The sequence below is a fragment of the Massilia sp. LjRoot122 genome (genome assembly GCF_964252725.1).
In the GTDB taxonomy this organism is placed as follows: domain Bacteria; phylum Pseudomonadota; class Gammaproteobacteria; order Burkholderiales; family Burkholderiaceae_D; genus Telluria.
In genome coordinates, this window is record NZ_CAXUPB020000001.1 from 1491138 (window position 1) to 1513638 (window position 22501).

The window sequence follows — 22501 nt, forward strand, 5'->3', positions numbered from 1 at the left end:
ATTGACGCCATGAGCCCCGAACATCTCTCCATTCCCGCCGGCCGGATGCCGATCGAAGCGAGCTGCTGGTCGGTGGCCGGCGCCACCGCCACCGTCCTGCTGCACCCGGCCACGGCGGTCACCCAGGCCTATTACGCGGCCTTTGCCGCCTGGCTGGCCGGGCGCGGCTTCAACGTCGTCACCTACGATTACCGCGGCACCGGCCGCTCGCGGCCGCACAGCCTGCGCGGCTTCAGAGTGACGATGTCGGACTGGATCGACAAGGACGTCGCCGCCGTCACGCGCTGGGCCGAAGCGCGCTTTCCCGGCCTGCCGCTGCTGGCGGTGGGGCATAGCGTGGGCGGCCATGCGATCGGCCTGTCGCCCGAGACGGCGCGCCTGCAGGCGGCCGTGCTGATTGCCTCGCATGCGGGCGCCACCCACACCGTGCGCGGCCTGGGCGAACGCCTGCGGGTGCGCGTCGTGCTGCGCGTGCTGGCGCCGCTCCTGTGCGGGCTGTTCGGCTACATGCCCGGCCGGCGCGTCGGCCTGGGCGAAGACCTGCCGCGCGGCGTCATGCTGCAGTGGGCCCGCTGGACCGCGCTGCCGCGCTACTTCTTCGACGATCCGGCCGTCGACGCGGCGCGCCGCATGGCGCGGGTCGAGATTCCGCTGCTGGTGCTGGGCTTCGACGACGACCCCTGGGCCAATCCGGTGGCGGTCGACATGCTGGTGTCGCACCTGCAGAACGCGCCAATGGAAAGGCACAACATCAATCCGCGCGCGGCCGGCCTGCCGGCGGTGGGCCACATGGGATTCTTCCGCCGGCGCTGCGAGGCGGCGCTGTGGCCGCAGGTGGCGGACTGGCTGCAGGTCCAGGCGCAGCGAGTGCAGCATGTCAACTAAGCCGCGCTTCGTCCAACTGCTCAACCGTGCCCAGCGTGCGCTGCAGCGCTGGATCGAAACCCGTCCCGAAGCCTGGGAAGGCATCAGCGCGGCCCAGGTCGGCCTCTTGTTCGTGCTGAAGTCAAGGGGCGATGCGGCCATCGGCGAGATCGCCGGGGAGCTGGGTGTGGCCCCTGCTGCCGTGACCAACCTGTCCAAGCGCATGCAGGCGGCCGGGCTGGTCGAGCGCGTCGCCGACGCCGGCGATGCGCGCCTGACCCGCCTGCGCATGACCGGGGAGGGCGCGGATGCGGGTACCCGGGCCGGCGAGGTACTGGTCGAGCTCAACGCGCGCCTGGCCGACGGGTTTACGCACGAGGAACTGCAGGTGGTGGCACGCTGGCTGAAGCAGGCAGCGCTGCTCGAGCCCGGCGCGCCGCGGGAATGACCCGCGTCCCGGCGCGTTTTGACCGTCAGTGTACGCGCGCCCACATACCCGCAGGTCCATCGCAGCTAGAGTCGTCCCATCCGCAAACAGCAGACCGGGAGACCCCATGGATTCGATCAACCGCAATCAGCCCGAACAGAACCGGCTCGACCTCGGCGGCCTGGAGGCCGTGCAATGCCTCAAGGACATGGCGAAGGATGCCGACAGCTGCTTTTTCGTCAGCCATGGCGGCATGGGCCCGAGCCGGGGCGTGCGGCCGATGAGCGTGCGCGAGGTGGACGACGCCGGCCAGCTCTGGTTCCTGAGCGCCAGCGACAGCCACAAGAACGCCGAGATCGCGGCCCACCCAAGCGTGAAGCTGTATTTCCAGCAGGGCGCGCATTCCGGCTTCCTCGAACTCGACGGCTATGCCGAGGTGATCACCGACCGCCGGCGCATCAAGGAACTGTGGAACTTCATGCTCAAGACCTGGTTCACCGAAGGCGAGGACGATCCGCGCATCACCGCCATCCGGGTCATTCCGCGCCAGGGCTACTACTGGGACAACAAGCACGGCGACGCCGTGGCCGGGGCGAAGATCGTGGTCGGCGCGGTGCTCGGCAAGACCCTGGACGATTCGATCGAAGGCAAGCTCAGTTTCTGACGCGCACGATGGCTCAGCCGCACTTCGTCGTCGTCACCATTGGCTCGGCCGGCGACCTGTTTCCCTTCATGCGCGTGGCGCTGGCCCTGAAGGAAAGCGGGCAGCGGGTCAGCATGCTCGGTCCCCAGCAGCACGCGCCTTTCGTGGAGCCGACCGGCCTCGCCTTCCACGGCCTGCCTGCCGACGAGGCGGTGCTCGACCATCCCGACCTGTGGCATCCGACCCGTGGCCTGGCCGTGGTCTGGAACGCGACCCGTCCGGCGATGGCCCGGGTGCCCGATTTCATCGCCGCGCTCCCGCCCGGCGAGCGCATCGTGCTGCTGGTGCATCCGCTGGCCTTGCCGGAAGCGGATCTGTGCCGTGCGCGCCGGCCCGGCCTGAAGGTGGCGGCGGCCTACCTGGCGCCCTCGAACCTGCCGACCGTGCACGACCCGCTGCTGCTGGGGCCCTGGCCGGTGCCGCGCTGGGTGCCGCTGGGCCTGCGCCGCTGGCTGTGGCGCAAGCTCGCTAACGCCCTGATCAATCCGGTGGCGCTACCTGCCGTAAACGCGGCGCGCGCGGCGCAGGGGCTGGCGCCGGTGGCCGACCTGGTCGACACCATCGTGCAGGTGCCGGACCTGTCGGTGACCCTGTTCCCGGCATGGTTCGCACCGACCCAGCCCGACTGGCCGCAACCCCTGGAGCGCTGCGGCTTTCCGCTGTACGACCCCTCGCCCCAGGCCGAGCTGACGCCAACGGTGGCGCGCTTCCTCGAAGAAGGGCCGAAACCGGTGGTGTTCACGCCGGGCACCGGCAACCGCCAGGCGGCGTATTACTTCCGCTGCGCACTCGACGCCTGCGCACGGCGCGGCCTGCGCGCGATCCTGCTGACGCCGCACCGGGCCCAGTTGCCGGCGCATCTGCCGACGCCGGTGCTGTGGCAGGACTACGTGCCGCTGCGGGTCCTGCTGCCGCACGTGGCCGCCCTGGTGCACCACGGCGGCATCGGTACCACTGCCGAAGCCTTGCGTGCAGGCACGCCACAACTGGTGGTGCCGCTGGCCCACGACCAGTTCGACAATGCGGCGCGGGTGCGGGCCCTGGGCGTGGGCAACAGCCTGCACGCCACGCGCCTGACCCCGGGACGGCTGGAAAAGCGGCTGGGTGAGATCGTCGGCAACCCGGGTGTGAGCGAAGCTTGCCGCAGGGCAGCTGCCTTGGCCGGCCCGGCCGACCTGGGACCCTTGTGCGAACGGCTGGCCGCGCTTGCCCTGTAACTGTTGGGGAACGCACGGTAGATTTCTTCCGACTGGGATGAAATACGGTATCGACCTCAGCATGCAGGGGAATCCATGCGACACAAGCAGAACGAGCCGCCGGCCGCCGGCGAGAGCCGCGAAGGCTATGTCCGGGTGCGCGGCGCCCGCGAGCACAACCTCAAGAATGCCGACGTCGACATCCCGCGCGGCGCGCTGGTGGTGTTCACCGGGGTGTCCGGCTCGGGCAAGTCCTCGCTCGCCTTCGGCACCCTGTACGCGGAAGCCCAGCGGCGCTACCTGGAATCGGTGTCCCCCTACGCGCGCCGCCTGTTCCACCAGATGCCGGTGCCCGAGGTCGACGAGATCGACGGCCTGCCGCCGGCGGTGGCCCTGCAGCAGCAGCGCGGCTCGCCCACGGCGCGCTCCTCGGTCGGCAGCGTCAGCACGCTGTCGAATTCCCTGCGCATGCTGTATTCGCGCGCCGGCGACTATCCGCCCGGCCAGGAGCTGCTGTACGCCGAATCCTTCTCGCCGAACACCCCGGAAGGCGCCTGCCCGCAATGCTCGGGCCTGGGACGGGTCTACGAGGTCACCGAGCAGTCGCTGGTGCCGGACGACACGCTCACCATCCGCGAACGCGCGGTGGCGGCCTGGCCGCCGGCCTGGCACGGCCAGAACCTGCGCGACATCCTGGTCACCATGGGCTACGACGTCGACACCCCGTGGCGCGAGCTGCCGAAGAAGGACCGCGACTGGATCCTGTTCACCGACGAGACCCCGACCGTGCCGGTGTATGCCGGCCTGACGCCCAAGGAAACCAGGGCGGCGCTGCGGCGCAAGGAGACGCCGAGCTACCAGGGCACCTTCACCGGCGCGCGCCGCTACGTGCTGCAGACCTTTGCGAATACCGAGAGCGCCTCGATGAAGAAGCGGGTGGCGCGCTACATGGTGAGCAACGAATGCCCGCTGTGCCGCGGCAAGCGCCTGCGCCAGGAGGCGCTGTCGGTGAGCTTCGCCGGCATCGACATCATGGACTTGTCGCGCCTGCCGCTGGCGCGCCTGGCCGAACTGCTCAAGCCCTATGCGGCAGGCGAGGCGGCCAAGGACAAGACCCGCGCCAGGGAACACCCGGAGCAGATGATCGTCACCCAGCGCATCGCCCAGGACCTGTGCGCGCGCCTGCGCGTGCTGCTCGACCTGGGCCTGGGCTACCTGGCGCTGGAGCGCAGCACGCCGACCCTGTCGCCGGGCGAACTGCAGCGCCTGCGCCTGGCGACCCAGGTGCGTTCGAACCTGTTCGGCGTAGTCTACGTGCTGGACGAACCCTCGGCCGGCCTGCATCCGGCCGACACCGAAGCCCTGCTGGATGCCCTGGCCCAGCTGAAGGCGGCCGGCAACTCGCTGTTCGTGGTCGAGCACGCGCTGGACGTGATCCGCCGCGCCGACTGGATCGTCGACGTCGGCCCGGCGGCGGGCGAGAAGGGCGGGCAGGTGCTGTACAGCGGCGTTCCCGATGGCCTGAAGCGGGTGAAGGAATCGCAGACGCGCCGCTACCTGTTCAATGAAGCGCCACTCGAACGCCGTACCCCGCGCCAGCCGAGTGGCTGGCTGCGCCTGGAGGGCGTGCGCCGCAATAACCTGGACGGCATCGACGCGGAATTCCCGCTCGGCGTCTTGAGCGCGGTGACCGGCGTCTCCGGTTCCGGCAAATCCAGCCTGGTCAGCCAGGTGCTGGTGGAGCTGGTCGGCGCCGCGCTCGGGCAGGGCGCTTCAGAAGCGGAAGCGCCGGAAGCCGATGAACCGGGCCTGGAACAGGAGGCGGCGCTGCCCCTCGAAGGCCGCATCGTCGCGGGCATGGAAGGGGTCAGGCGCATGGTGCGGGTCGACCAGAAGCCGATCGGCCGCACCCCGCGTTCCAACCTGGCGACCTACACCGGCCTGTTCGACCAGGTGCGCAAGCTGTTCGCCGCCACGCCGGACGCGAAGAAGCGCCGCTTCGACGCCGGCCGCTTTTCCTTCAATGTGGCCAAAGGCCGCTGCGAGCACTGCGCGGGCGAGGGCTTCGTGATGGTCGAATTGCTGTTCCTGCCCAGCGTGTATGCGCCTTGCCCGACCTGCGAGGGCGCGCGCTACAACGCCAAGACCCTCGAGGTCCGCTATCGCGGCAGGAACATCGCCGAGGTGCTGGGCATGACGGTGGGCGAGGCGATCGATTTCTTCGAAGGCGAGGCGCTGGTCGAGCGCTCGCTGGAGGTGCTGCGCGAAGTGGGACTGGACTACCTGCGCCTGGGCCAGCCGGCCACGGAACTGTCGGGCGGCGAGGCGCAGCGCATCAAGCTGGCGGCCGAGCTGCAGCGCGCCGGCCGCGGCAACACCTTGTATGTGCTGGACGAGCCGACCACCGGCCTGCATCCGCGCGATGCAGACCGCCTGGTGCTGCAGCTCAACCGCCTGGTCGATGCCGGCAACACGGTGATCGTGGTCGAACACACGATGCGCGTCGTGGCCGGCTGCGACTGGGTGATCGACGTCGGTCCGGGCGCGGGCGACGAGGGCGGCAGGGTGATATGTGCCGGACCGCCCGAGGAAGTGGCGCGCTGCAAGGAAAGCCGCACCGCGCCCTACCTGCGCGCCCACTTGGCCTAGCCGAACTTCACCAGGTTCATGGCAGTCAGTGCGCCGCCCGGGAACTGGGTCAGGCGGCCACCCTCGCGCAGTCCGCCGAGATCGACGGGCAGAAAGCCCAGTCGTCCCGCCAGGCCGGCCACCTGCGCCTTGGCCGGGGCGTCGTCGCCGGCGATGAACAGCAGGCGCTGTCCGCCCTCGGCGCGCGGATCGGCGGCCAGCAGTGCCGCCAGCAGGTGGTTGAAGGCTTTCACCACGCGCGCGCCGGGCACCAGGCCGGCCACCACTTCGCTCGAGCTGCGTCCTCCCAGGTCGATCGGACGGAAGGCCGGCGCTTCGATCGGGTTGTTGGCGTCGACCACGATGCGGCCGTCCCAGGGGACGAGTCCGTCGAGCGCTGCCGGCAGCTTCGACCAGTTCACCGCCAGGAAGACCAAGTCCGCCTGCGCCGCTTCCTTGACCGTCACCGCCCGGATGCGCGGGCCGAGTTCCTGTTCCAGTGCGGCCAGCGACTGCGGCCCCCGGCTGTTGGCGATGACCGCATCGATGCCTGCGCGGGCGAGGGCGCGGGCGATGGAAGTACCGATGGCGCCTGCGCCGATGATTCCGATGTTCATGATGTTTCCTTTCGTTGGTTGGTGAATACAGTATGGTGAGTGCTGGCTTATACAGCTAGTCACAGTCGTCTATAATCCCTTTCAACGAATACTTGAAAGCAGAGCCGTGGAAACCCTGTCGAACCTGGAATCCTTCGTGCGCAGCGCCGAGTCGACCAGTTTCTCGGCCGCCGCGCGGCGCCTGGGGCTGACCCCGGCCGCCGTCAGCCGCAACGTGGCCCAGCTGGAACGCAACCTGGGCGTACGCCTGTTCCAGCGCAGCACCCGCGGCCTCACGCTGACCGAAGGGGGCGAACGCTTCCTGCAGGCGGTCACCAGCGGGCTCGACAGCATCCAGACGGCGATCGCCGAGGTCACGGCGAATGCCGGGCAGCCTGCCGGTGTGCTCAAGATCAGCGCCGGGCATGGCTTCGGGCGCGACTACCTGCTGCCCTTGATGCCGGCCTTTTTGGCGCGCTATCCGGCCGTGCAGCCCGACTGGCACTTCGACAACCGCCAGGTGGACCTGATCCGCGACGGCATCGATGTCGCCGTGGGCGGCGGTTTCGAGCTGACGCCGGGCGTGGTCGCGCGCGAACTGGGGCGTGTCCACATCGTCGCGGTCGCCACGCCGCAGTTCCTGCGCGGCGTGGCGCTACCGGCCACCCCGGCCGATCTGGCGGAGATCGACGGCGTCGTGATGCGCTCGGTCGTGACCGGACGCGTGCGCCAGCGGGTGCTGCGCAACCGGAGCGGCATCGAGCAGCCATGCGAGCAGCGTGCCCGCATGACGGTGAACGACCCGGACGCGCTGGTGCAGGGCGTGCTGATGCACATGGGGATCGGCCTGATGGCGCTGCCGAATGTCTTGCGCCATCTCGAGCGCGGCGAGCTGGTGCGGGTGCTGCCGGACTGGCACCAGGACGCAGGCCAGATTTCCCTCTATTTCACCAGCCAAAAACTGTTGCCTGCCAAGACTCGCGCCTTCGTCGACCATGTCACCGAACAGTTCCGGGAGCAAGGGCTGGCCGAGCGCTTCCGTGCAGGCTGAAACGCCGCCGTGTTTATTGCATAACTAGTAATTGTCGTGCTGCTAGAGCAATCCAATTGTGTGCGAAAAAATCAAGCCATGCGTTACACTTAGGATATTTTTTTCCTAACATTTTCGGCAAGCATGACCGGTCCAAGCATCGATACCCAACAATTCCGCCGTATCCTGACCCGCAACGTGGCCCTGCCGCTGGGAATGAGCGTCGTCACGGCGATCGTCTTCGTGGCCATCATTGCCTACCTGATCAATGTGCTGACCTTGGTCGAGCATTCCGAGCGGGTCATCGGCAACGCCCAGGAGGTCAGCAAGCTGTCGGCCGAGATGGAAGCAGGCATGCGCGGCTACCTGATCGCCGGCGACGAGGCTTTCCTGGCGCCGTACACCTCGGCCAAGCAGCGTATGGAGACCGGGCTGCAAAGTCTCGAAGAGGTGGTCCGGGACAATCCCGTCCAGATCGAGCGCGTCCGGCGCGTCCAGGCTGCGCAAACCCAGTGGGAACAGTTTGCCGACAACATGGTCGAACTGCGCCGTGGGGGCTTCGACGTGGTCGAGCCTGTACGTGCCGGCCGCGGCAAGAACCTGACCGACGAGATCCGCCGCAATTTCGAGCTCTTCCTCGATGCCGAACGCCGCCTGCTGCAGGAGCGCAACGATTCAGCGCGCCGCGTCACCACCTGGTCGGTCGCCTGCTTCCTGCTGCTCAGCATGTCGATCGGCGCCGGCCTCGCCATGTTCGGGCGCCGCCAGTTGGTCAGCCTGTCGACGGCCTATAACGAGACGATCGAGCACGAAGCCGAGCACAACGCCCAGTTGCGCCACCAGGCCTGGCTGCGCGACGGCCAGGCCGAACTGGCCACGCGCAGTACCGGCATCCACACGCTCGAGCCGCTGGCCGAGGCGGTGCTGGCCCAGGTGACGCGCTACGTGGACGGTGTGGTATCCGCCATGTATGTGCGCAGCGAGGAGGGCGTGCTGCGCCGCATCGGCGCCTACGGCTTTGCCCACGATACCGCCGAGCATGCGCAACTGATCCAGCCGACCGAATCGCTGGCCAGCCAGGCCGCCAACGAAAACCGTCTCCTGCACCTGCGCGAGCTGCCGGAGGGCTACATCAAGGTCGGTTCGGGCCTGGGCGAAGCGTCGCCGCGCGAACTGTTGATCGCCCCGGTCTATAACTACGGCAAGGTCAAGGGCGTGATCGAGATCGGTTTCCTGCACCCGATCACGGCGCGCGACCGTGAGTTCATGGAACTGATCGCGCCGGCCGTCGGCGCCTCGATGGCGGCGGTGCTGTACCGCCAGCGCCTCCAGCACGCGCTGGAAGAAACCCAGACCCTGAACGAGGAACTGCAGGTGCAGCAGGAAGAACTGCGCACCGCCAACGAAGAGCTGGAAGAGCAGTCGCGTGCGCTGGAAGAGTCGCAAACGGCGCTGGAAAACCAGCAGTCCGAACTACGCGCCACCAACGACCAGCTGGCCGAGCAGGCGCTCAGTCTCGACATGAAGAACGCGGCCCTGACGGCCGCCCAGGACCAGCTGCGCCAGCGCGCGCTGGATCTGGAGCGCGCCAGCCGCTACAAGTCCGAATTCCTGGCCAATATGTCACACGAGCTGCGCACGCCGCTCAACAGCTCGCTGATCCTGGCCAAGCTGCTGGCCGATAACGCGGCCGGCAACCTGAACGAGGAGCAGGTGCGCTTCGCCCAGACCATCTATTCGGCGGGCAACGACCTGCTGCACCTGATCAACGACATCCTCGACATCTCGAAGGTCGAGGCGGGCAAGCTCGAACTGGTGCCGGAAGAAGTGCCGCTGCGCCGCATGGTCGAAGGCCTGGCGCGCAGCTTCGAGCCGCTGGCGCGCCAGAAGGCGCTCGAGTTCAGCGTGGCGATCGATCCGAACGTACCGGCGGCGATCACCACCGACCGCCAGCGCGTGGAGCAGATCCTCAAGAACCTGCTGTCCAACGCCGTGAAATTCACCGACAAGGGCGCCGTGCGCATGACGGTCGGCATCACGCCGGAAGGCTGGGTGCAGTTCGGCGTGCGCGATTCCGGCATCGGCATCGCCCCGGAACAGCAGGAAAAGATCTTCGATGCCTTCCACCAGGCCGACGGCACCACCAGCCGCCGCTTCGGCGGCACCGGCCTGGGCCTGTCGATTTCGCGCGACCTCACCAACCTGCTGGGCGGCAGCCTGAATGTGTCGAGCGCGCCGGGTGAGGGCAGCCTGTTCACCCTGAGCCTGCCGCGCAGCGGCGCGGTGGCGGCGACCCCGCCGGCCACCCCGACCCTGGCGCAGGCGCAGGCGGTCCCGGTGACGACTCCCGCGCCGACGCCGGCGCCGGCCCCCAGCGAGCCGGTGGCCAGCTTCGCCGACGACCGCGACCAGCCCGCCGCCGGCGCCCGTACCGTGCTGGTGATCGAGGACGAGCCCGAGTTCGCGCGCATCCTGTTCGACCTCGCGCACGAACTGGACTACCGCTGCCTGGTGGCGCTCAGCGCCGGCGAGGGTCTGGCGCTGGCCGCCAGCCAGAAACCGGACGCCGTGCTGCTCGACATCCGCCTGCCGGACAGCTCCGGCCTGTCGGTGCTGCAGCAGCTGAAGGACAACCCGGCCACCCGCCATATTCCCGTGCACATCGTGTCGAGCGTGGAGAACGGCGGCGAGGCCCTGCACCTGGGCGCGATCGGCTATGCGCTGAAACCGACCAGCCGCGAGCAGCTGGAAGAAGTGTTCCGCAAGCTGCAGGAAAAATCGAGCCAGAAGATCAAGCGCGTACTGCTGGTCGAGGACGACGAGCGCCAGCGCGAGAGCGTGGTACAGCTGATCGCCGACGCCGACGTCGAGATCAATGCGGTCGGCACCGGCGGCGAAGCCCTGGCCCTGCTGCACGCGCAGATCTTCGACTGCATGATCATCGACCTCAAGCTGCCCGACATGCAGGGCGGGGAACTGCTGGAGCGCATGGCGAGCGAGGAAGTCTGCTCCTTCCCGCCGGTGATCGTGTACACCGGCCGCAACCTGACCCGCGACGAAGAGGCCCAGCTGCTCAAGTATTCGCGCTCGATCATCATCAAGGGCGCCCGCTCGCCCGAGCGCCTGCTGGACGAAGTCACGCTGTTCCTGCACAAGGTCGAAAGCGAGCTCTCGTCCGAGCGCCAGACCATGCTGAAGGCCGTGCGCGGGCGCGACCGCGTGTTCGAAGGGCGTACCATCCTGCTGGTGGACGACGACGTGCGCAATGTGTTCGCACTGACCAGCGCGCTCGAGTCGCGCGGCGCCAAGGTGGAAGTCGGCCGCAACGGCTTCGAAGCGATCGCCAAGCTCGATGAAGTGCCGTCCATCGACCTGGTGCTGATGGACGTGATGATGCCGGGCATGGACGGCCTGGAAGCGACCCGCCGCATCCGTGCGGATGGCCGCTTCGAGCGCCTGCCGATCATCGCGATCACGGCCAAGGCCATGAAGGACGACCAGGAGCAGTGCCTGGCGGCCGGCGCCAACGACTACCTGGCCAAGCCGATCGACCTGAGCCGGCTGTATTCGCTGCTGCGCGTGTGGATGCCGGCACTGGAGCGCATTTGAACCCCGTGAATCCGAACCAGCCTGACGACTTCGACATCGAGCTGAAGATGCTGGTCGAAGCCGTCTACCTGAAGTACAACTACGACTTCCGGGACTACACGGGCGCCTCGCAGAAGCGCCGCATCCTGGTGGCCATGCGCGAGATGGAGTGCGACACCGTGTCCGCCCTGCAGGCCAAGTTGATGCACGAGCCGGACGGCTTCGCCCAGCTGCTGCAGTACCTGACCATCCCGGTCACCGAGATGTTCCGCGACCCGGAATACTGGCTGGCGCTGCGCGAGCACGTCGTGCCTTTCCTGAAGACCTATCCCTCGCTGAAGGTCTGGGTGGCCGGCTGCAGCACCGGCGAGGAGGTGTATTCGCTGGCGATTCTGCTGCAGGAAGAAGGGCTGCTGGATCGCACCATCATCTACGCCACCGACATCAATCCGGAATCGCTGGAAGCGGCGCGGCGCGGCGTGTTCAACCTGGAACGGATGCGCCTGTACACCGAGAACTACCAGAAGGCGGGCGGCAAGCGCGCCTTCTCCGACTATTACACGGCGGCCTACAACGGCGCGCTGTTCGACCGCGTGCTGGTCGAGAACGTGAGCTTCGCCGACCACAGCCTGTCGACCGACAGCGTGTTCTCGGAAACCCACTTCGTCAGCTGCCGCAACGTGCTGATCTACTTTAACCGCAAGCTGCAGGACCGCGTGCTGGGCCTGTTCCACGAATCGCTGTGCTACCGCGGCTTCCTCGGCCTGGGCAGCAAGGAGAGCATCGATTTCTCCAGCTATGCCGAGCGCTTCGACGTATTGGCGCGGCGCGAGCGCATCTACCGCAAGGGTGCCGCGTGAGCATTCCTGCAAGCCAACTTGAGGCAGTCGGCGCGGCCCTGCGCGGCCGCCGCACCGAGCTGGTCGTGATCGGCGGTTCGGCCGGCGGCGTCGATGCGCTGGTCGGCCTGCTGCCGACGATCCCGGCGGACTACCGTTCCAGCGTCGTCTGCATCCTGCACGTGCCGGCCGACCGCGACAGCCGCCTGGCCGAGCTGTTCGAACTGCGCGCCGCGCTGCCGGTGCGCGAGGCGCGTGACAAGGAACCGCTCGAGCCCGGCGTGATCTATTTCGCGGGTTCGGGCTATCATCTGTCGGTGGAGCGTGACCGCTGCTTCTCGCTCAGCTGCGAGCCGCCGGTACAGTTCGCCCGTCCGGCCATCGACGTGTTGATGGAATCGGCCGCCGATGCCTACGGCCCCTTGCTCGCCGGTATACTGCTGACCGGCGCCAACCACGACGGCGCCGAGGGCATGTGCCGCATTCGCGAACGCGGCGGCCTGACCGTGGTGCAGGATCCGATCGAGGCCCAGGCCAGCGCGATGCCGGAAGAAGCCATCCGGCGCTGCACCCCCGATCTCGTGCTGCCCCTGTCCGGCATCCGCGCACTGCTTCCCATGCTGAGGAACCCATGAGCGTCCAAGACCCAAGCAAACTCCTGATCGTCGACGACCTGCCGGAAAACCTGCGCGCCCTCGACGCCCTGATCCGCGGCGAAGGCCGCCTGGTGTTCCAGGCATCCTCGGGCGACGAAGCGCTGTCGCTGATGCTCCAGCACGACTTCGCGCTCGCCATTCTCGACGTGCAAATGCCGGGCATGGACGGCTTCGAACTGGCCGAGCTGATGCGCGGCACCGAACGTACCCGCAATATCCCGATCGTGTTCGTGTCCGCCGCCGGGCGTGAGCTGAACTACGCCTTCAAGGGCTACGAGACGGGCGCGGTCGATTTCCTCTACAAGCCGCTCGATTCGGATGCGGTGCGCAGCAAGGTCAACGTGTTCGTTACCCTCGATCAGCAGCGCCGCGAGATGCAGCGCCAGATGGCCGCGCTCGAGCGCAGCCGCCAGGAGCAGGAAACCCTGCTGCGCGAGCTGCACCAGACCCAGGAAGAGCTGCAGCGCTCGCTGCGCATGCGCGACGAGTTCATGTCCCTGGTCGCGCATGAGCTGCGCACGCCGCTCAACACCCTGTTCCTGGAAACCCAGATGCGCAGCCTGCAGCTCAAGCGCGGCACGCTGGCCACGATCAATCCGGACCAGTTCGACAAGATGATCAAGCGCGACGAGCGCCAGATCAAGGCCATGATCCGCCTGATCGACGACATGCTCGACGTCTCGCGCATGCGCAGCGGCCAGCTGTCGATCCGCCCGGGCCAGGTGCAGCTGATGGACCTGCTCGAGCGGGTGGTGAGCGACCTGTCGCTGCAGGCCAACGCGACCGGTTGCAAGCTGTCGCTGCAGCCGCATCCGCCGGTGGAGGGCTGCTGGGACGAGTTCCGCGTCGAGCAGGTGGTGGTCAACCTGCTGACCAATGCGCTGCGCTATGGCGGCGGCCAGCCGGTCGAGGTGAGCGTGCAGTATGCGGACGACACGGTGAGCATCCACGTGCGCGACGAAGGCAAGGGCATCGCCCCGGCCGACCTGGAGCGCATCTTCGAACCCTATGAGCGCGGCGCCCGCAACGGCGAGCCGAAGGGGCTGGGCCTGGGGCTGTACATCTCGCGCCAGCTGGCGATCTCGCATGGCGGCGAGCTGCGCGTGACCAGCAAACCGGGGGAGGGCTCGACCTTTACCCTGATTTTGCCGACCTGCGAGCAGACGGTTCCGGCGGTCACGACGGCCTGATCTTCATCTTGTATGGATTTTAACTGAGACATTTTGTCCCTCTGTATGGATAGTGCTTTTAAGTAGAATGGATCAGAACGTGCAGCACCACCATCCTTGCATGGCTTCGCTGACGTTCTATCCTCTCTCATTAATAGCCTGGAAATACTCAACATCATGGATTGGTTCCCTATCGTCGCCGGTACGTTCAAGGCTATCGCCCTAGGCACGGGCATGTTCTTCGCTATCAAGTGGCATTACGATCAAGGGAAGAAGGAGCAGGACAAGGAGAAGGAGAAGCGCGCCGTGCTGCGCGCGGCCGGCAAGGTGGCGGCAGTCTTCATGCTATCGCTCCTGGGCCTGGGGCTCGCCACCTTCTTCCTCGTCACAAGGCTCAGTTTGGACTTGAGCGTCCCATGACGGCAAGCTTCCCTCGGCAAATGACCTTCGTAGTGCCGTCGAAACGCTGCCATGTTCGGAATATTCAGGCTCTTGACATTCAGTTGTCGACCTTCCCCCAAATTGCCCAGACAAAAAAAGACCTCCAGGATATGGAGGTCTAATCGAAGCTTCCGTCCTCAAGCCCGTGCTTTTACCGGCACAGGCTCGCATTATCAAGACTTCTTGCGGCGGCGGGCAGTGGCCAGACCGGCGAAGGCCAGGCCCAGCAGTGCCAACGAACCTGGTTCTGGCACTGCGTTGATGCGCACATCGTCAAGGGTCACGCTACGGCCGTCAATCTTGAAAGTGCGCAGGCCGATCTCGTTGAAGTCCTCGAGCTTGTTGGCGCCCTTCGTCGTGAACGAAGCATGGGCGGTGCCCAGACTGCTCAGGTCAAACGACGACTGAACATCCTTGAACAACCACAGGTCGAACTGGTTGTAGTACTTGCTGTTGTCGACCTTTTGCATGTAGCCGATCACGTGGTAGACCGTGTCTTCGGCGAGATTGCTGTTCGGGACAAAGGCACCGGCTTCGCCATGGGTACGTCCGTAGACGTCGTTGGCGCACTTACCATTGCCGCAGTTCGCTTTCAGGCCGAAGCTCGGGCCAGTGTGCTTGGTGCCGAAGTACAGGCCCGCGTATGAGTTGTCGATCAGGGTGCCGTCATAGCTGATCTTGAAGTCGACGAAAACGTTCTCGGTGTACGTGCGATCGAGCTTGAACGTCGCTGCGGCCAGGCTGTCGGCAGTATAGGTCACCGGGTCAGTCGTGATGATTTCAGCCGATGCGAAACTGCTTGCTGCGAAGGCTGCTGCTGCGAAGAAGGTAGTGATGATGTGCTTCATGGATCCCTCGAGTGTTGGTTGTACTAATTCCTGTAGCAATATCCATGCCAACAGGAAATAACCAATTCAATCAAGCACTTAAAGTTAAGCAGAATTAATACGCCAGAAAACTGTAAGAAATTCCGACACTTGCTTTTTATCCTGCCAATAGTGGTGGCGACCACCGCACATACGATTGGGACATGGGTTGCGCAACGCTGTCGTTTCGTCCACACTTCACGGATCGCGCCGCTTCGCCGACGTGGTTTCCCTTCGGAAGAGGGAAGAGCAATACTTGCTCGATAGTTAAAATCAATCGACTGTATCGCATCAATCAATTTCACGAAAGACGCCCAGGTCGGTACACTGGCGTCTATCAAATCTTTCAACCACCCGAAAACAGGAGAGTACATGTCCCTCATCAACACCCAGATCAAGCCGTTCAAGGCAACCGCTTACCACAACGGCAAGTTCATCGATCTGTCGGAAGAGAACTTCAAGGGCACCTGGTCGGTTCTGATGTTCTACCCGGCTGACTTCACCTTCGTCTGCCCGACCGAACTGGAAGACCTGGCTGCATTCCAGCCGGAATTCGAAAAGATGGGCGTGAACGTCTACGGCGTGTCGACCGACAGCCACTTCGCCCACAAGGCATGGCACGACACCTCGGACGCGATCAAGAAAGTGAACTACCCGCTGATCGGCGACCCGACCGGCACCCTGTCGCGCAACTTCGAAGTCATGATCGAAGAAGAAGGCATGGCACTGCGCGGTACCTTCGTGATCAATCCGGAAGGCCAGATCAAGCTGATGGAAGTGCACGACAACGGCATCGGCCGCGACGCATCGGAACTGATGCGCAAGGTCAAGGCTGCCCAGTACGTCGCATCGCACCCGGGCGAAGTGTGCCCGGCCAAGTGGACCGAAGGCGCTGAAACCCTGACCCCGTCGCTGGACCTGGTCGGCAAGATCTAAATAGCAGTTCAGTAGTACTGTCCCGGGCCGCCCTGGCGGCCCGGTTCATTTCAGGGATCCATTTTGATCCCAGGCATCGCCATACCCCGAACAACAAGGTCATAGTCAAGGAAACCATCATGCTGGACGCAACCCTCAAGAAGCAGTTGCAAGCCTATCTGGAAAAAGTGGTGCAGCCGATTGAGCTCGTTGCATCGCTGGATGATTCGCCGAAGGCGCGCGACATGGATGAACTGCTCCGCGAAATCGCCGCGTTGAGCGACAAGATCACCGTGCGCCACTCCGATGACGCCAAGGAGCGCACCCCCTCGTTCGCCATCAAGCGTGTCGGCACCGATATCGGCGTGCGTTTCGCCGGCCTGCCGCTCGGCCACGAGTTCAGCTCGCTGGTGCTGGCACTGCTGCAGGTGGGCGGCCACCCGATCAAGCTTGACCAGGCCGTCATCGAGCAGATCAAGAACCTGGAAGGCGACTACGTCTTCGAAACCTTCATCTCGCTGAGCTGCCATAACTGCCCGGAAGTGGTGCAGGCCCTCAACGCGATGTCGGTGATTAACCCGCGCATCAAGGTGGTCGCCATCGACGGCGGCGTGTTCAAGGAAGAAGTCGAAGCGCGCCAGATCATGGCGGTACCGATGATGTTCCTGAACGGCCAGCACTTCGGCCAGGGCCGCACCAGCGTGGAAGAGATCCTGGCCAAGATCGATACCAATGCCGGCGCCCGCAAGGCAGCTGAGCTGAACAAGAAAGACCCGTTCGACGTGCTGATCGTCGGCGGCGGTCCTGCCGGCGCGGCCGCGGCGATCTACGCCGCCCGCAAAGGCATCCGCACCGGCGTGCTGGCCGACCGCTTCGGCGGCCAGGTGCTGGACACGCTCGCCATCGAGAACTTCGTCTCGATGAAGGAAACCGACGGCCCGAAATTCGCCGTCGCCCTCGAAGAGCACGTCAAGCACTACGAGGTCGACATCATGAACACCCAGCGCGCCAACAAGCTGGTCGGGGGCAAGCTGATCGAGGTGCACACCGAGACCGGTGCTGTATTGAAGAGCAAGTCGGTGATCATCGCCACCGGCGCCCGCTGGCGCGAGATCAACGTGCCGGGCGAGCGCGAATACCGTAACCACGGCGTGGCTTACTGCCCGCACTGCGACGGCCCGCTGTTCAAGGGCAAGCGCGTGGCCGTGATCGGCGGCGGCAATTCGGGCGTCGAGGCGGCGATCGACCTGGCTGGCATCGTCAAGGAAGTGACCCTGATCGAGTTCGGCGCCGAGCTGCGTGCCGATGCGGTCCTGCAGCGCAAGCTCTATTCGCTGAAGAACGTCACCGTGATCAAGTCGGCGCAGACCACCGAGATCCATGGCGACGGCAAGATCGTCAACGGCCTGTCGTACAAGGACCGCAATAGCGGCGAGGTGAAGAAGGTCGAGCTGGAAGGCGTGTTCGTGCAGATCGGCCTGGTGCCGAACGCCGAATGGCTGAAGGGCACGATGGACCTGTCGGCGCACGGCGAAATCGAAGTCGACGCCAAGGGCCAGACCTCGATCCCGGGCGTGTTCGCGGCGGGTGACGTCACCACGGTGCCGTTCAAGCAGATCGTGATCGCGGTGGGCGAGGGCGCCAAGGCCTCGCTGGCAGCCTTCGATTACCTGATGCGCCAGCCGGTGGAAGAGGAAGAAGCAAAAGCCGCATAAGCGCAGGCAAGCCAAGAAAAAACGCCATTTCCCGTGAGGGAAGTGGCGTTTTTATTACTGGTGCACAGGACGCGGCTCCAGTAAGCGGTAACCGGCCGGCAGGCCGGTGCGATCAGTGGAAGGCGACCAGCAATGCCCCGGTGAGCGCTTCGGTCTCGAGCAGCAGCCAGGTGGCCGCACTGGCCAGAGCCAGGTGGACTGCGGTCCAGGTCATTGGATGATGGCGTGCCATGATGAGACTCCCTGATCGATGAATTCGTAGTGGTGATGGAGCCATCTTAGGCATTTGCCCTATCCGTTGCCATCGGCAAAAACTCCGCGGGCTTGTAGGAATAAACCTTGTGACATTGTCACGACGATTTTTGGTCGCGCGAAAAGTTGAGTTCCTACGGGGGAGCTAGGCTAAGTCCTATACGTGTGCGCATGCGGCGGGCATAGAGTGAGCTCCATCATGACCCGACACGAACCCAAACTCCTGCACCGCGGCCTGGTGGCCGTGCGCCGCAACACCATCCGTCGCCTGCTGCGCTCCGTCTTCGGCATCGAGCAGCTGCGCGAAGGCCAGCAACACGTGATCGACAGCGTCCTCGACGGAAAGGACACCCTGGCGATCATGCCCACCGGCGGCGGCAAGTCGCTGTGTTACCAGATCCCCGCCAAGATGCTCGAGGGGATCACCATCGTCGTCTCGCCCCTGATCTCGCTGATGAAGGACCAGCTCGAGAAACTGGAAGAGCTGGGCATCCGCTCGGTCCAGGTCAACAGCAGCCTGTCCGCCGAGGAAGAAGCGGCGGCGCTGGAAGCGATCACGAACGAGGCTTGCGAAATCGTGTTCTGCACCCCGGAACGCCTGGTCTCGCCCGAGTTCATCGCCGTGCTCAAGGAGGTCAGCGTCGACATCGTCGTCATCGACGAAGCCCATTGCATCTCGCAGTGGGGGCACGACTTCCGCCCGGCCTACATCGGCATCGCCTCCGCCATCGACGCGCTCGGCAAGCCGCCGGTGCTGGCCCTGACCGCGACCGCCACCGAGGACGTGATCGCCGACATCCGCCGGCAGCTCAACCGCCCGAAGATGAACGTCATCAATACGGGCATCTACCGGCCGAACCTGCATTACCGCGTGCTGCAGGCGACCAATCCGCAGGAAAAGCTGGCCCAGGCCCTGAAGCTGGTGCAGGAGACGCCGGGCGTCGGCATCGTCTACGCTGCGACCGTCAAGGTGGCCGAGGAAATGCTTGCCGTGCTGGAAGAGGCCGGCGAGTCGGTCACGATTTACCACGGCAAGCTGCCCAGCGCCGAGCGCAAGCTGAACCAGGACATGTTCATGAACGGCGAGCGCCGCGTCATGGTGGCGACCAATGCCTTCGGCATGGGCATCGACAAGAGCGACACCCGCTTCGTGATCCACCTGCAGATTCCCGCCAACCTCGAATCCTATTACCAGGAGTCGGGCCGCGCCGGCCGCGACGGGCTGGACGCGCACTGCACGCTGCTCTTCCTGCAGGACGACAAGCGCATCCAGCAGTTCTTCCTGGTCAAGCACTACCCGAGCGCGGCCGAGCTGCAGACGGTCTGCGCCGTCGTGCGCGAGCTGGCGGAGGAGGGGCCGGTCACGGGCGAGCGCCTGGAAACGGCGCTGGAAGAGGCGGGTGAAGCCAAGCTCAAGGTCTGCCTCAAGCTGCTCAAGGATGGCAAGCTGCTGCGCCAGAACCGCAAGCTCGAGTATGTGCCGACCAACAAGGAGCCTGACCCGGAAGTGTTCGGGGAACTGGCCGAGGTCTACGTCCAGAAGGCCGAACGCGACCGCGAAGCGCTCGACCAGATGGTAGGCTATGCGGTCAGCGGCTTTTGCCGCTGGAAGCTGCTGCTGGACTATTTCGGCGATGCAGTCGAGGGCTTCGAGAAGTGCTGCAAGTGCGACAACTGCCTGAATCCGCCGGCGGCGCTGCTGGAAGACATCGCCATCCGCGACGACGAATTCGACCACGAACCGGCGCCGGAACCGAGCGGTCCGCGGTTCGAGGTCGGCGGCCGCGCGAAGGCGCCGAAATACGGCGAAGGCAGCATCCTTGCCGTCGCCGGCGAGCAGGTGACACTGGCGTTTCCGGACCAGGAAGAGCCGCGTACCTTCCTGGCCGAGTTCCTCGAACCGGCCTGAGTCGAAAGGAGCCGCATGGGAGACATGGTCGTCGTCCGCAAGGAAGGACTGTATTGCGTGCCCGGTGGGTTCTACATCGACCCCTGGCGCCCGGTCGACCGGGCGGTGATCACCCATGCCCACGGCGACCATGCGCGCTACGGCCACGGGCACTACCTGTCGGCGGCCCCCGGCGTCAACGTGCTCAAGTCGCGTCTCGGCGACATCAATGTGCAGGGCTTGGAGTATGGCGACACCATCACGCATAAGGGCGTGACCGTCTCGCTGCACCCGGCCGGCCACGTGCTCGGCTCCGCCCAGATCCGCATGGAGTGCGGGGGCGAAGTCTGGGTGGCCTCGGGCGACTACAAGGTGGAACCCGACAAGACCTGCGCACCCTTCGAGCCGGTGCGCTGCGACACCTTCATCACCGAATCGACGTTCGGGCTGCCGATCTACCGCTGGGACCCGGAGCAGCAGACCATCGACGAGATCAACGCCTGGTGGCGCCGCAATGCCGAGGAAGGGCGCTGCAGCGTGGTCTTCGCCTACGCCTTCGGCAAGGCCCAGCGCATCCTGTCGCGCCTGGACGCTTCGATCGGCCCGATCGTCTGCCATGGCGCGGTGGAGCCGCTCAACCGCGTGTACCGCGCCGGCGGCGTCGCATTGCCGGAGACGGTCATGGTCAGCGACATCGAGAAGGCGGCCTTGCGCCAGGCGATCGTGATCGCGCCACCCTCGGCCAGCGGCTCGCCCTGGATGAAGCGCTTCGGCGACTACAGCGATTCCTTCGCCAGCGGCTGGATGCTGCTGCGCGGCGCACGCCGGCGGCGCGGCGTCGATCGTGGCTTCGTGCTGTCGGACCATGCCGACTGGCCCGGCCTGATGAGCGCCATCAAGGCCACCGAGGCGCAGCAGGTCATCGTCACCCATGGCTCGATTCCGACCATGGTGCGCTGGCTGTGCCAGAACGGGCTGGATGCGAAAGGCTTCGATACCGAATACGGCGACGAGGAAGAAGACGAGGCGATTCCGCCGGCCGAGCCAGCCCGCGCGGAGGCGCCCACGGGAGAGCCCGATGCGTGAATTCGCCCGCCTGTACGCCGAACTCGACGAAACCACGTCCACCACCCGCAAGCTCGACGCCCTGCAGTCCTACTTCTCGCAGGCCGCGCCCGAGAACGCCGCCTGGGCCGTGTACTTCCTGGCCGGCGGCAAGCCGCGGCAGGCCGTGCCGACCAAACTGCTGCGCCAGTACGCCATCGAATATGCGGGCCTGGACGACTGGCTGTTCGACGAGTCCTACCACGCGGTCGGCGACATGGCCGAGACCATCGCCCACATCCTGCCGCCCCCGAGCCGGCGCAGCGAGATCGGCCTGGCCGAATGGATGGAGACGAGGATCGGTCCCCTGCGCGGCGCCGATCCCGGCACCATCCGCGCAGCCCTGTTCGCGGCCTGGGATGAACTCGACTGGCGCGAGCGCTTCCTGTTCGTCAAGCTGATCGGCGGCGGTTTCCGCGTGGGCGTCTCGCGCCTGCTGGTGACGCGCGCGCTGGCGGCGATCGCCGCCGTGGACAGCAAGCTGATCGCCCAGCGCCTGATGGGCTGGACCGACAACTCGGTGCGGCCCACCGCCGCCAGCTTCCTGAAGCTGATCGCCGCGCAGTCGGACGAGGAACATGCGCTGCGCGGCGGCCAGCCCTATCCCTTCTTCCTGGCCCACCAGCTGCAGGGCGACCCGGCGGCGCTAGGCGAAGTGGACGACTGGCAGGTCGAGTGGAAGTATGACGGCATCCGCGCCCAGCTGGTGCGGCGCGGCGGGCAGAGCTTCCTGTGGTCACGCGGCGAGGACCTGATCACCGAACGCTTTCCTGAGCTGGCCAACTTGCACATTCCGGAAGGCACGGTGCTGGACGGCGAGGTGCTGATCTGGCAGCCCGGCTGCGCCGCCCCCGCGCCCTTCGCCGACCTGCAGAAGCGCATCGGCCGCAAGACCCTGAGCGCCAAGCTGCTGGCCGAGTTGCCTGCAGTGCTGTGCTGCTACGACCTGCTGGAGTTCGGCGGCGTCGACCTGCGCGCGCTGCCCCAGCACGAGCGGCGCGCGCTGATGGAAACCGAGGTGGCCGCGATCGACCTGCCGCAGCTGCGCCTGTCGCCGCTGGTAAAGGCCGACAACTGGGACGATCTGGCGAAGCTGCGGACGGAGTCGCGCGAGCGCGGTGTCGAGGGGATGATGCTCAAGGCGCGCAGCGCCCAATACGGCGTGGGCCGCACCAAGGACGTCGGCACCTGGTGGAAGTGGAAGATCGATCCCTACACGGTCGATGCGGTGCTGATCTACGCCCAGGCCGGCAGCGGAAGGCGCGCCTCGCTCTATACCGACTATACCTTCGCGGTGTGGGACGGGGAGGGCGAGGAGCGCAAACTGGTACCCTTCGCGAAAGCCTATTCGGGCCTGACCGACGCCGAGATCGCCCAGGTGGACAATGCGGTGCGCAAGACCACCATCGAAAAGTTCGGGCCGGTGCGTTCGGTGAAGCCGACCATGGTGTTCGAGATCGGCTTCGAGGGCATTGCCCTGTCCACCCGCCACAAGGCCGGCATCGCGGTGCGATTTCCGCGCATCCTGCGGCGCCGTACCGACAAGCCGGTGGAGGAGGCGGATACCCTCGACACGCTGAAAGGTCTACTGGCGGCTGCCGGTACCTAACCGGAATTACTTCCA

General features: G+C 65.9%; 18 protein-coding genes. 16 read left to right on the forward strand and 2 right to left on the reverse strand.

All coding sequences use genetic code 11. From position 1 onward, the window contains the following. Positions 1–9 precede the first annotated feature (9 nt). From ACSQ25_RS06500 to ACSQ25_RS06520, 5 genes are all read left to right on the forward strand, one after another. Positions 10–885 carry an alpha/beta hydrolase family protein gene (locus tag ACSQ25_RS06500; RefSeq protein WP_436104894.1) on the forward strand — a complete coding sequence of 292 codons (876 nt, stop codon included), beginning with the start codon at positions 10–12 and terminating at the stop codon, positions 883–885. Next, positions 875–1312: a MarR family winged helix-turn-helix transcriptional regulator gene (locus ACSQ25_RS06505; protein ID WP_436104895.1), complete on the forward strand. Its 438-nt coding sequence runs from the start codon at positions 875–877 to the stop codon at positions 1310–1312. The genes ACSQ25_RS06500 and ACSQ25_RS06505 overlap by 11 nt, the downstream gene beginning before the upstream one ends. 106 nt (positions 1313–1418) lie before the next feature. Then, positions 1419–1955: a pyridoxamine 5'-phosphate oxidase family protein gene (locus tag ACSQ25_RS06510; RefSeq protein ID WP_436104896.1), complete on the forward strand. Its 537-nt coding sequence runs from the start codon at positions 1419–1421 to the stop codon at positions 1953–1955. A gap of 8 nt (positions 1956–1963) precedes the next feature. Beyond that, on the forward strand, positions 1964–3211 hold the full coding sequence (locus ACSQ25_RS06515) for a glycosyltransferase (protein WP_436104897.1): 1248 nt from the start codon (positions 1964–1966) through the stop codon (positions 3209–3211). 75 nt (positions 3212–3286) lie between these two features. After that, positions 3287–5839: an excinuclease ABC subunit A gene (locus tag ACSQ25_RS06520; RefSeq protein WP_436104898.1), complete on the forward strand. Its 2553-nt coding sequence runs from the start codon at positions 3287–3289 to the stop codon at positions 5837–5839. Here the strand turns inward: ACSQ25_RS06520 and ACSQ25_RS06525 are convergent. Next, positions 5836–6435, reverse strand: a complete 600-nt coding sequence (locus ACSQ25_RS06525; protein ID WP_436104899.1) for an NADPH-dependent F420 reductase — start codon at positions 6433–6435, stop codon at positions 5836–5838. The genes ACSQ25_RS06520 and ACSQ25_RS06525 overlap by 4 nt on opposite strands. Before the next feature lie 106 nt (positions 6436–6541). Here ACSQ25_RS06525 and ACSQ25_RS06530 point away from each other — a divergent pair, with 106 nt between their 5' ends. The 6 genes from ACSQ25_RS06530 (at position 6542) to ACSQ25_RS06555 (ending at position 14116) form a co-directional block, all read left to right on the forward strand. Beyond that, entirely contained in the window at positions 6542–7465 is a 924-nt protein-coding gene (locus ACSQ25_RS06530) for a LysR substrate-binding domain-containing protein (RefSeq protein ID WP_436104900.1), read from the forward strand. Between the two features lie 123 nt (positions 7466–7588). Beyond that, on the forward strand, positions 7589–11053 hold the full coding sequence (locus tag ACSQ25_RS06535) for a response regulator (RefSeq protein ID WP_436104901.1): 3465 nt from the start codon (positions 7589–7591) through the stop codon (positions 11051–11053). Positions 11054–11100: 47 nt separating this feature from the next. After that, complete coding sequence (locus tag ACSQ25_RS06540; protein WP_436108031.1) at positions 11101–11892, forward strand: CheR family methyltransferase; 792 nt, start codon at positions 11101–11103, stop codon at positions 11890–11892. Further along, entirely contained in the window at positions 11889–12506 is a 618-nt protein-coding gene (locus ACSQ25_RS06545; RefSeq protein ID WP_436104902.1) for a chemotaxis protein CheB, read from the forward strand. Before ACSQ25_RS06540 ends, ACSQ25_RS06545 begins: the two co-directional genes overlap by 4 nt. Next, positions 12503–13717, forward strand: a complete 1215-nt coding sequence (locus ACSQ25_RS06550) for a hybrid sensor histidine kinase/response regulator (protein WP_436104903.1) — start codon at positions 12503–12505, stop codon at positions 13715–13717. Before ACSQ25_RS06545 ends, ACSQ25_RS06550 begins: the two co-directional genes overlap by 4 nt. A gap of 156 nt (positions 13718–13873) precedes the next feature. Then, complete coding sequence (locus ACSQ25_RS06555) at positions 13874–14116, forward strand: hypothetical protein (RefSeq protein ID WP_436104904.1); 243 nt, start codon at positions 13874–13876, stop codon at positions 14114–14116. A gap of 194 nt (positions 14117–14310) precedes the next feature. Here the strand turns inward: ACSQ25_RS06555 and ACSQ25_RS06560 are convergent, their stop codons facing one another. Continuing rightward, positions 14311–14985 (reverse strand): PEP-CTERM sorting domain-containing protein, encoded by a 675-nt coding sequence (locus tag ACSQ25_RS06560; protein ID WP_436104905.1) that lies wholly within the window; start codon positions 14983–14985, stop codon positions 14311–14313. Positions 14986–15375: 390 nt separating this feature from the next. Here ACSQ25_RS06560 and ahpC point away from each other — a divergent pair, with 390 nt between their 5' ends. The 5 genes from ahpC to ACSQ25_RS06585 all read left to right on the forward strand — a co-directional run bounded on the left by ahpC (position 15376) and on the right by ACSQ25_RS06585 (position 22486). Further along, positions 15376–15939 carry an alkyl hydroperoxide reductase subunit C gene (ahpC, locus tag ACSQ25_RS06565; RefSeq protein ID WP_436104906.1) on the forward strand — a complete coding sequence of 188 codons (564 nt, stop codon included), beginning with the start codon at positions 15376–15378 and terminating at the stop codon, positions 15937–15939. Positions 15940–16058: 119 nt separating this feature from the next. Continuing rightward, entirely contained in the window at positions 16059–17633 is a 1575-nt protein-coding gene (gene ahpF / locus ACSQ25_RS06570; protein WP_436104907.1) for an alkyl hydroperoxide reductase subunit F, read from the forward strand. A 451-nt stretch (positions 17634–18084) separates the two neighbouring features. Then, on the forward strand, positions 18085–19794 hold the full coding sequence (locus ACSQ25_RS06575; RefSeq protein ID WP_436104908.1) for a RecQ family ATP-dependent DNA helicase: 1710 nt from the start codon (positions 18085–18087) through the stop codon (positions 19792–19794). 15 nt (positions 19795–19809) lie between these two features. Next, positions 19810–20859: a ligase-associated DNA damage response exonuclease gene (locus tag ACSQ25_RS06580; RefSeq protein ID WP_436104909.1), complete on the forward strand. Its 1050-nt coding sequence runs from the start codon at positions 19810–19812 to the stop codon at positions 20857–20859. Further along, a complete protein-coding gene (locus tag ACSQ25_RS06585; protein ID WP_436104910.1) occupies positions 20852–22486 on the forward strand; it encodes an ATP-dependent DNA ligase in 1635 nt (544 codons plus the stop codon). The genes ACSQ25_RS06580 and ACSQ25_RS06585 overlap by 8 nt, the downstream gene beginning before the upstream one ends. Positions 22487–22501: the final 15 nt, after the last annotated feature.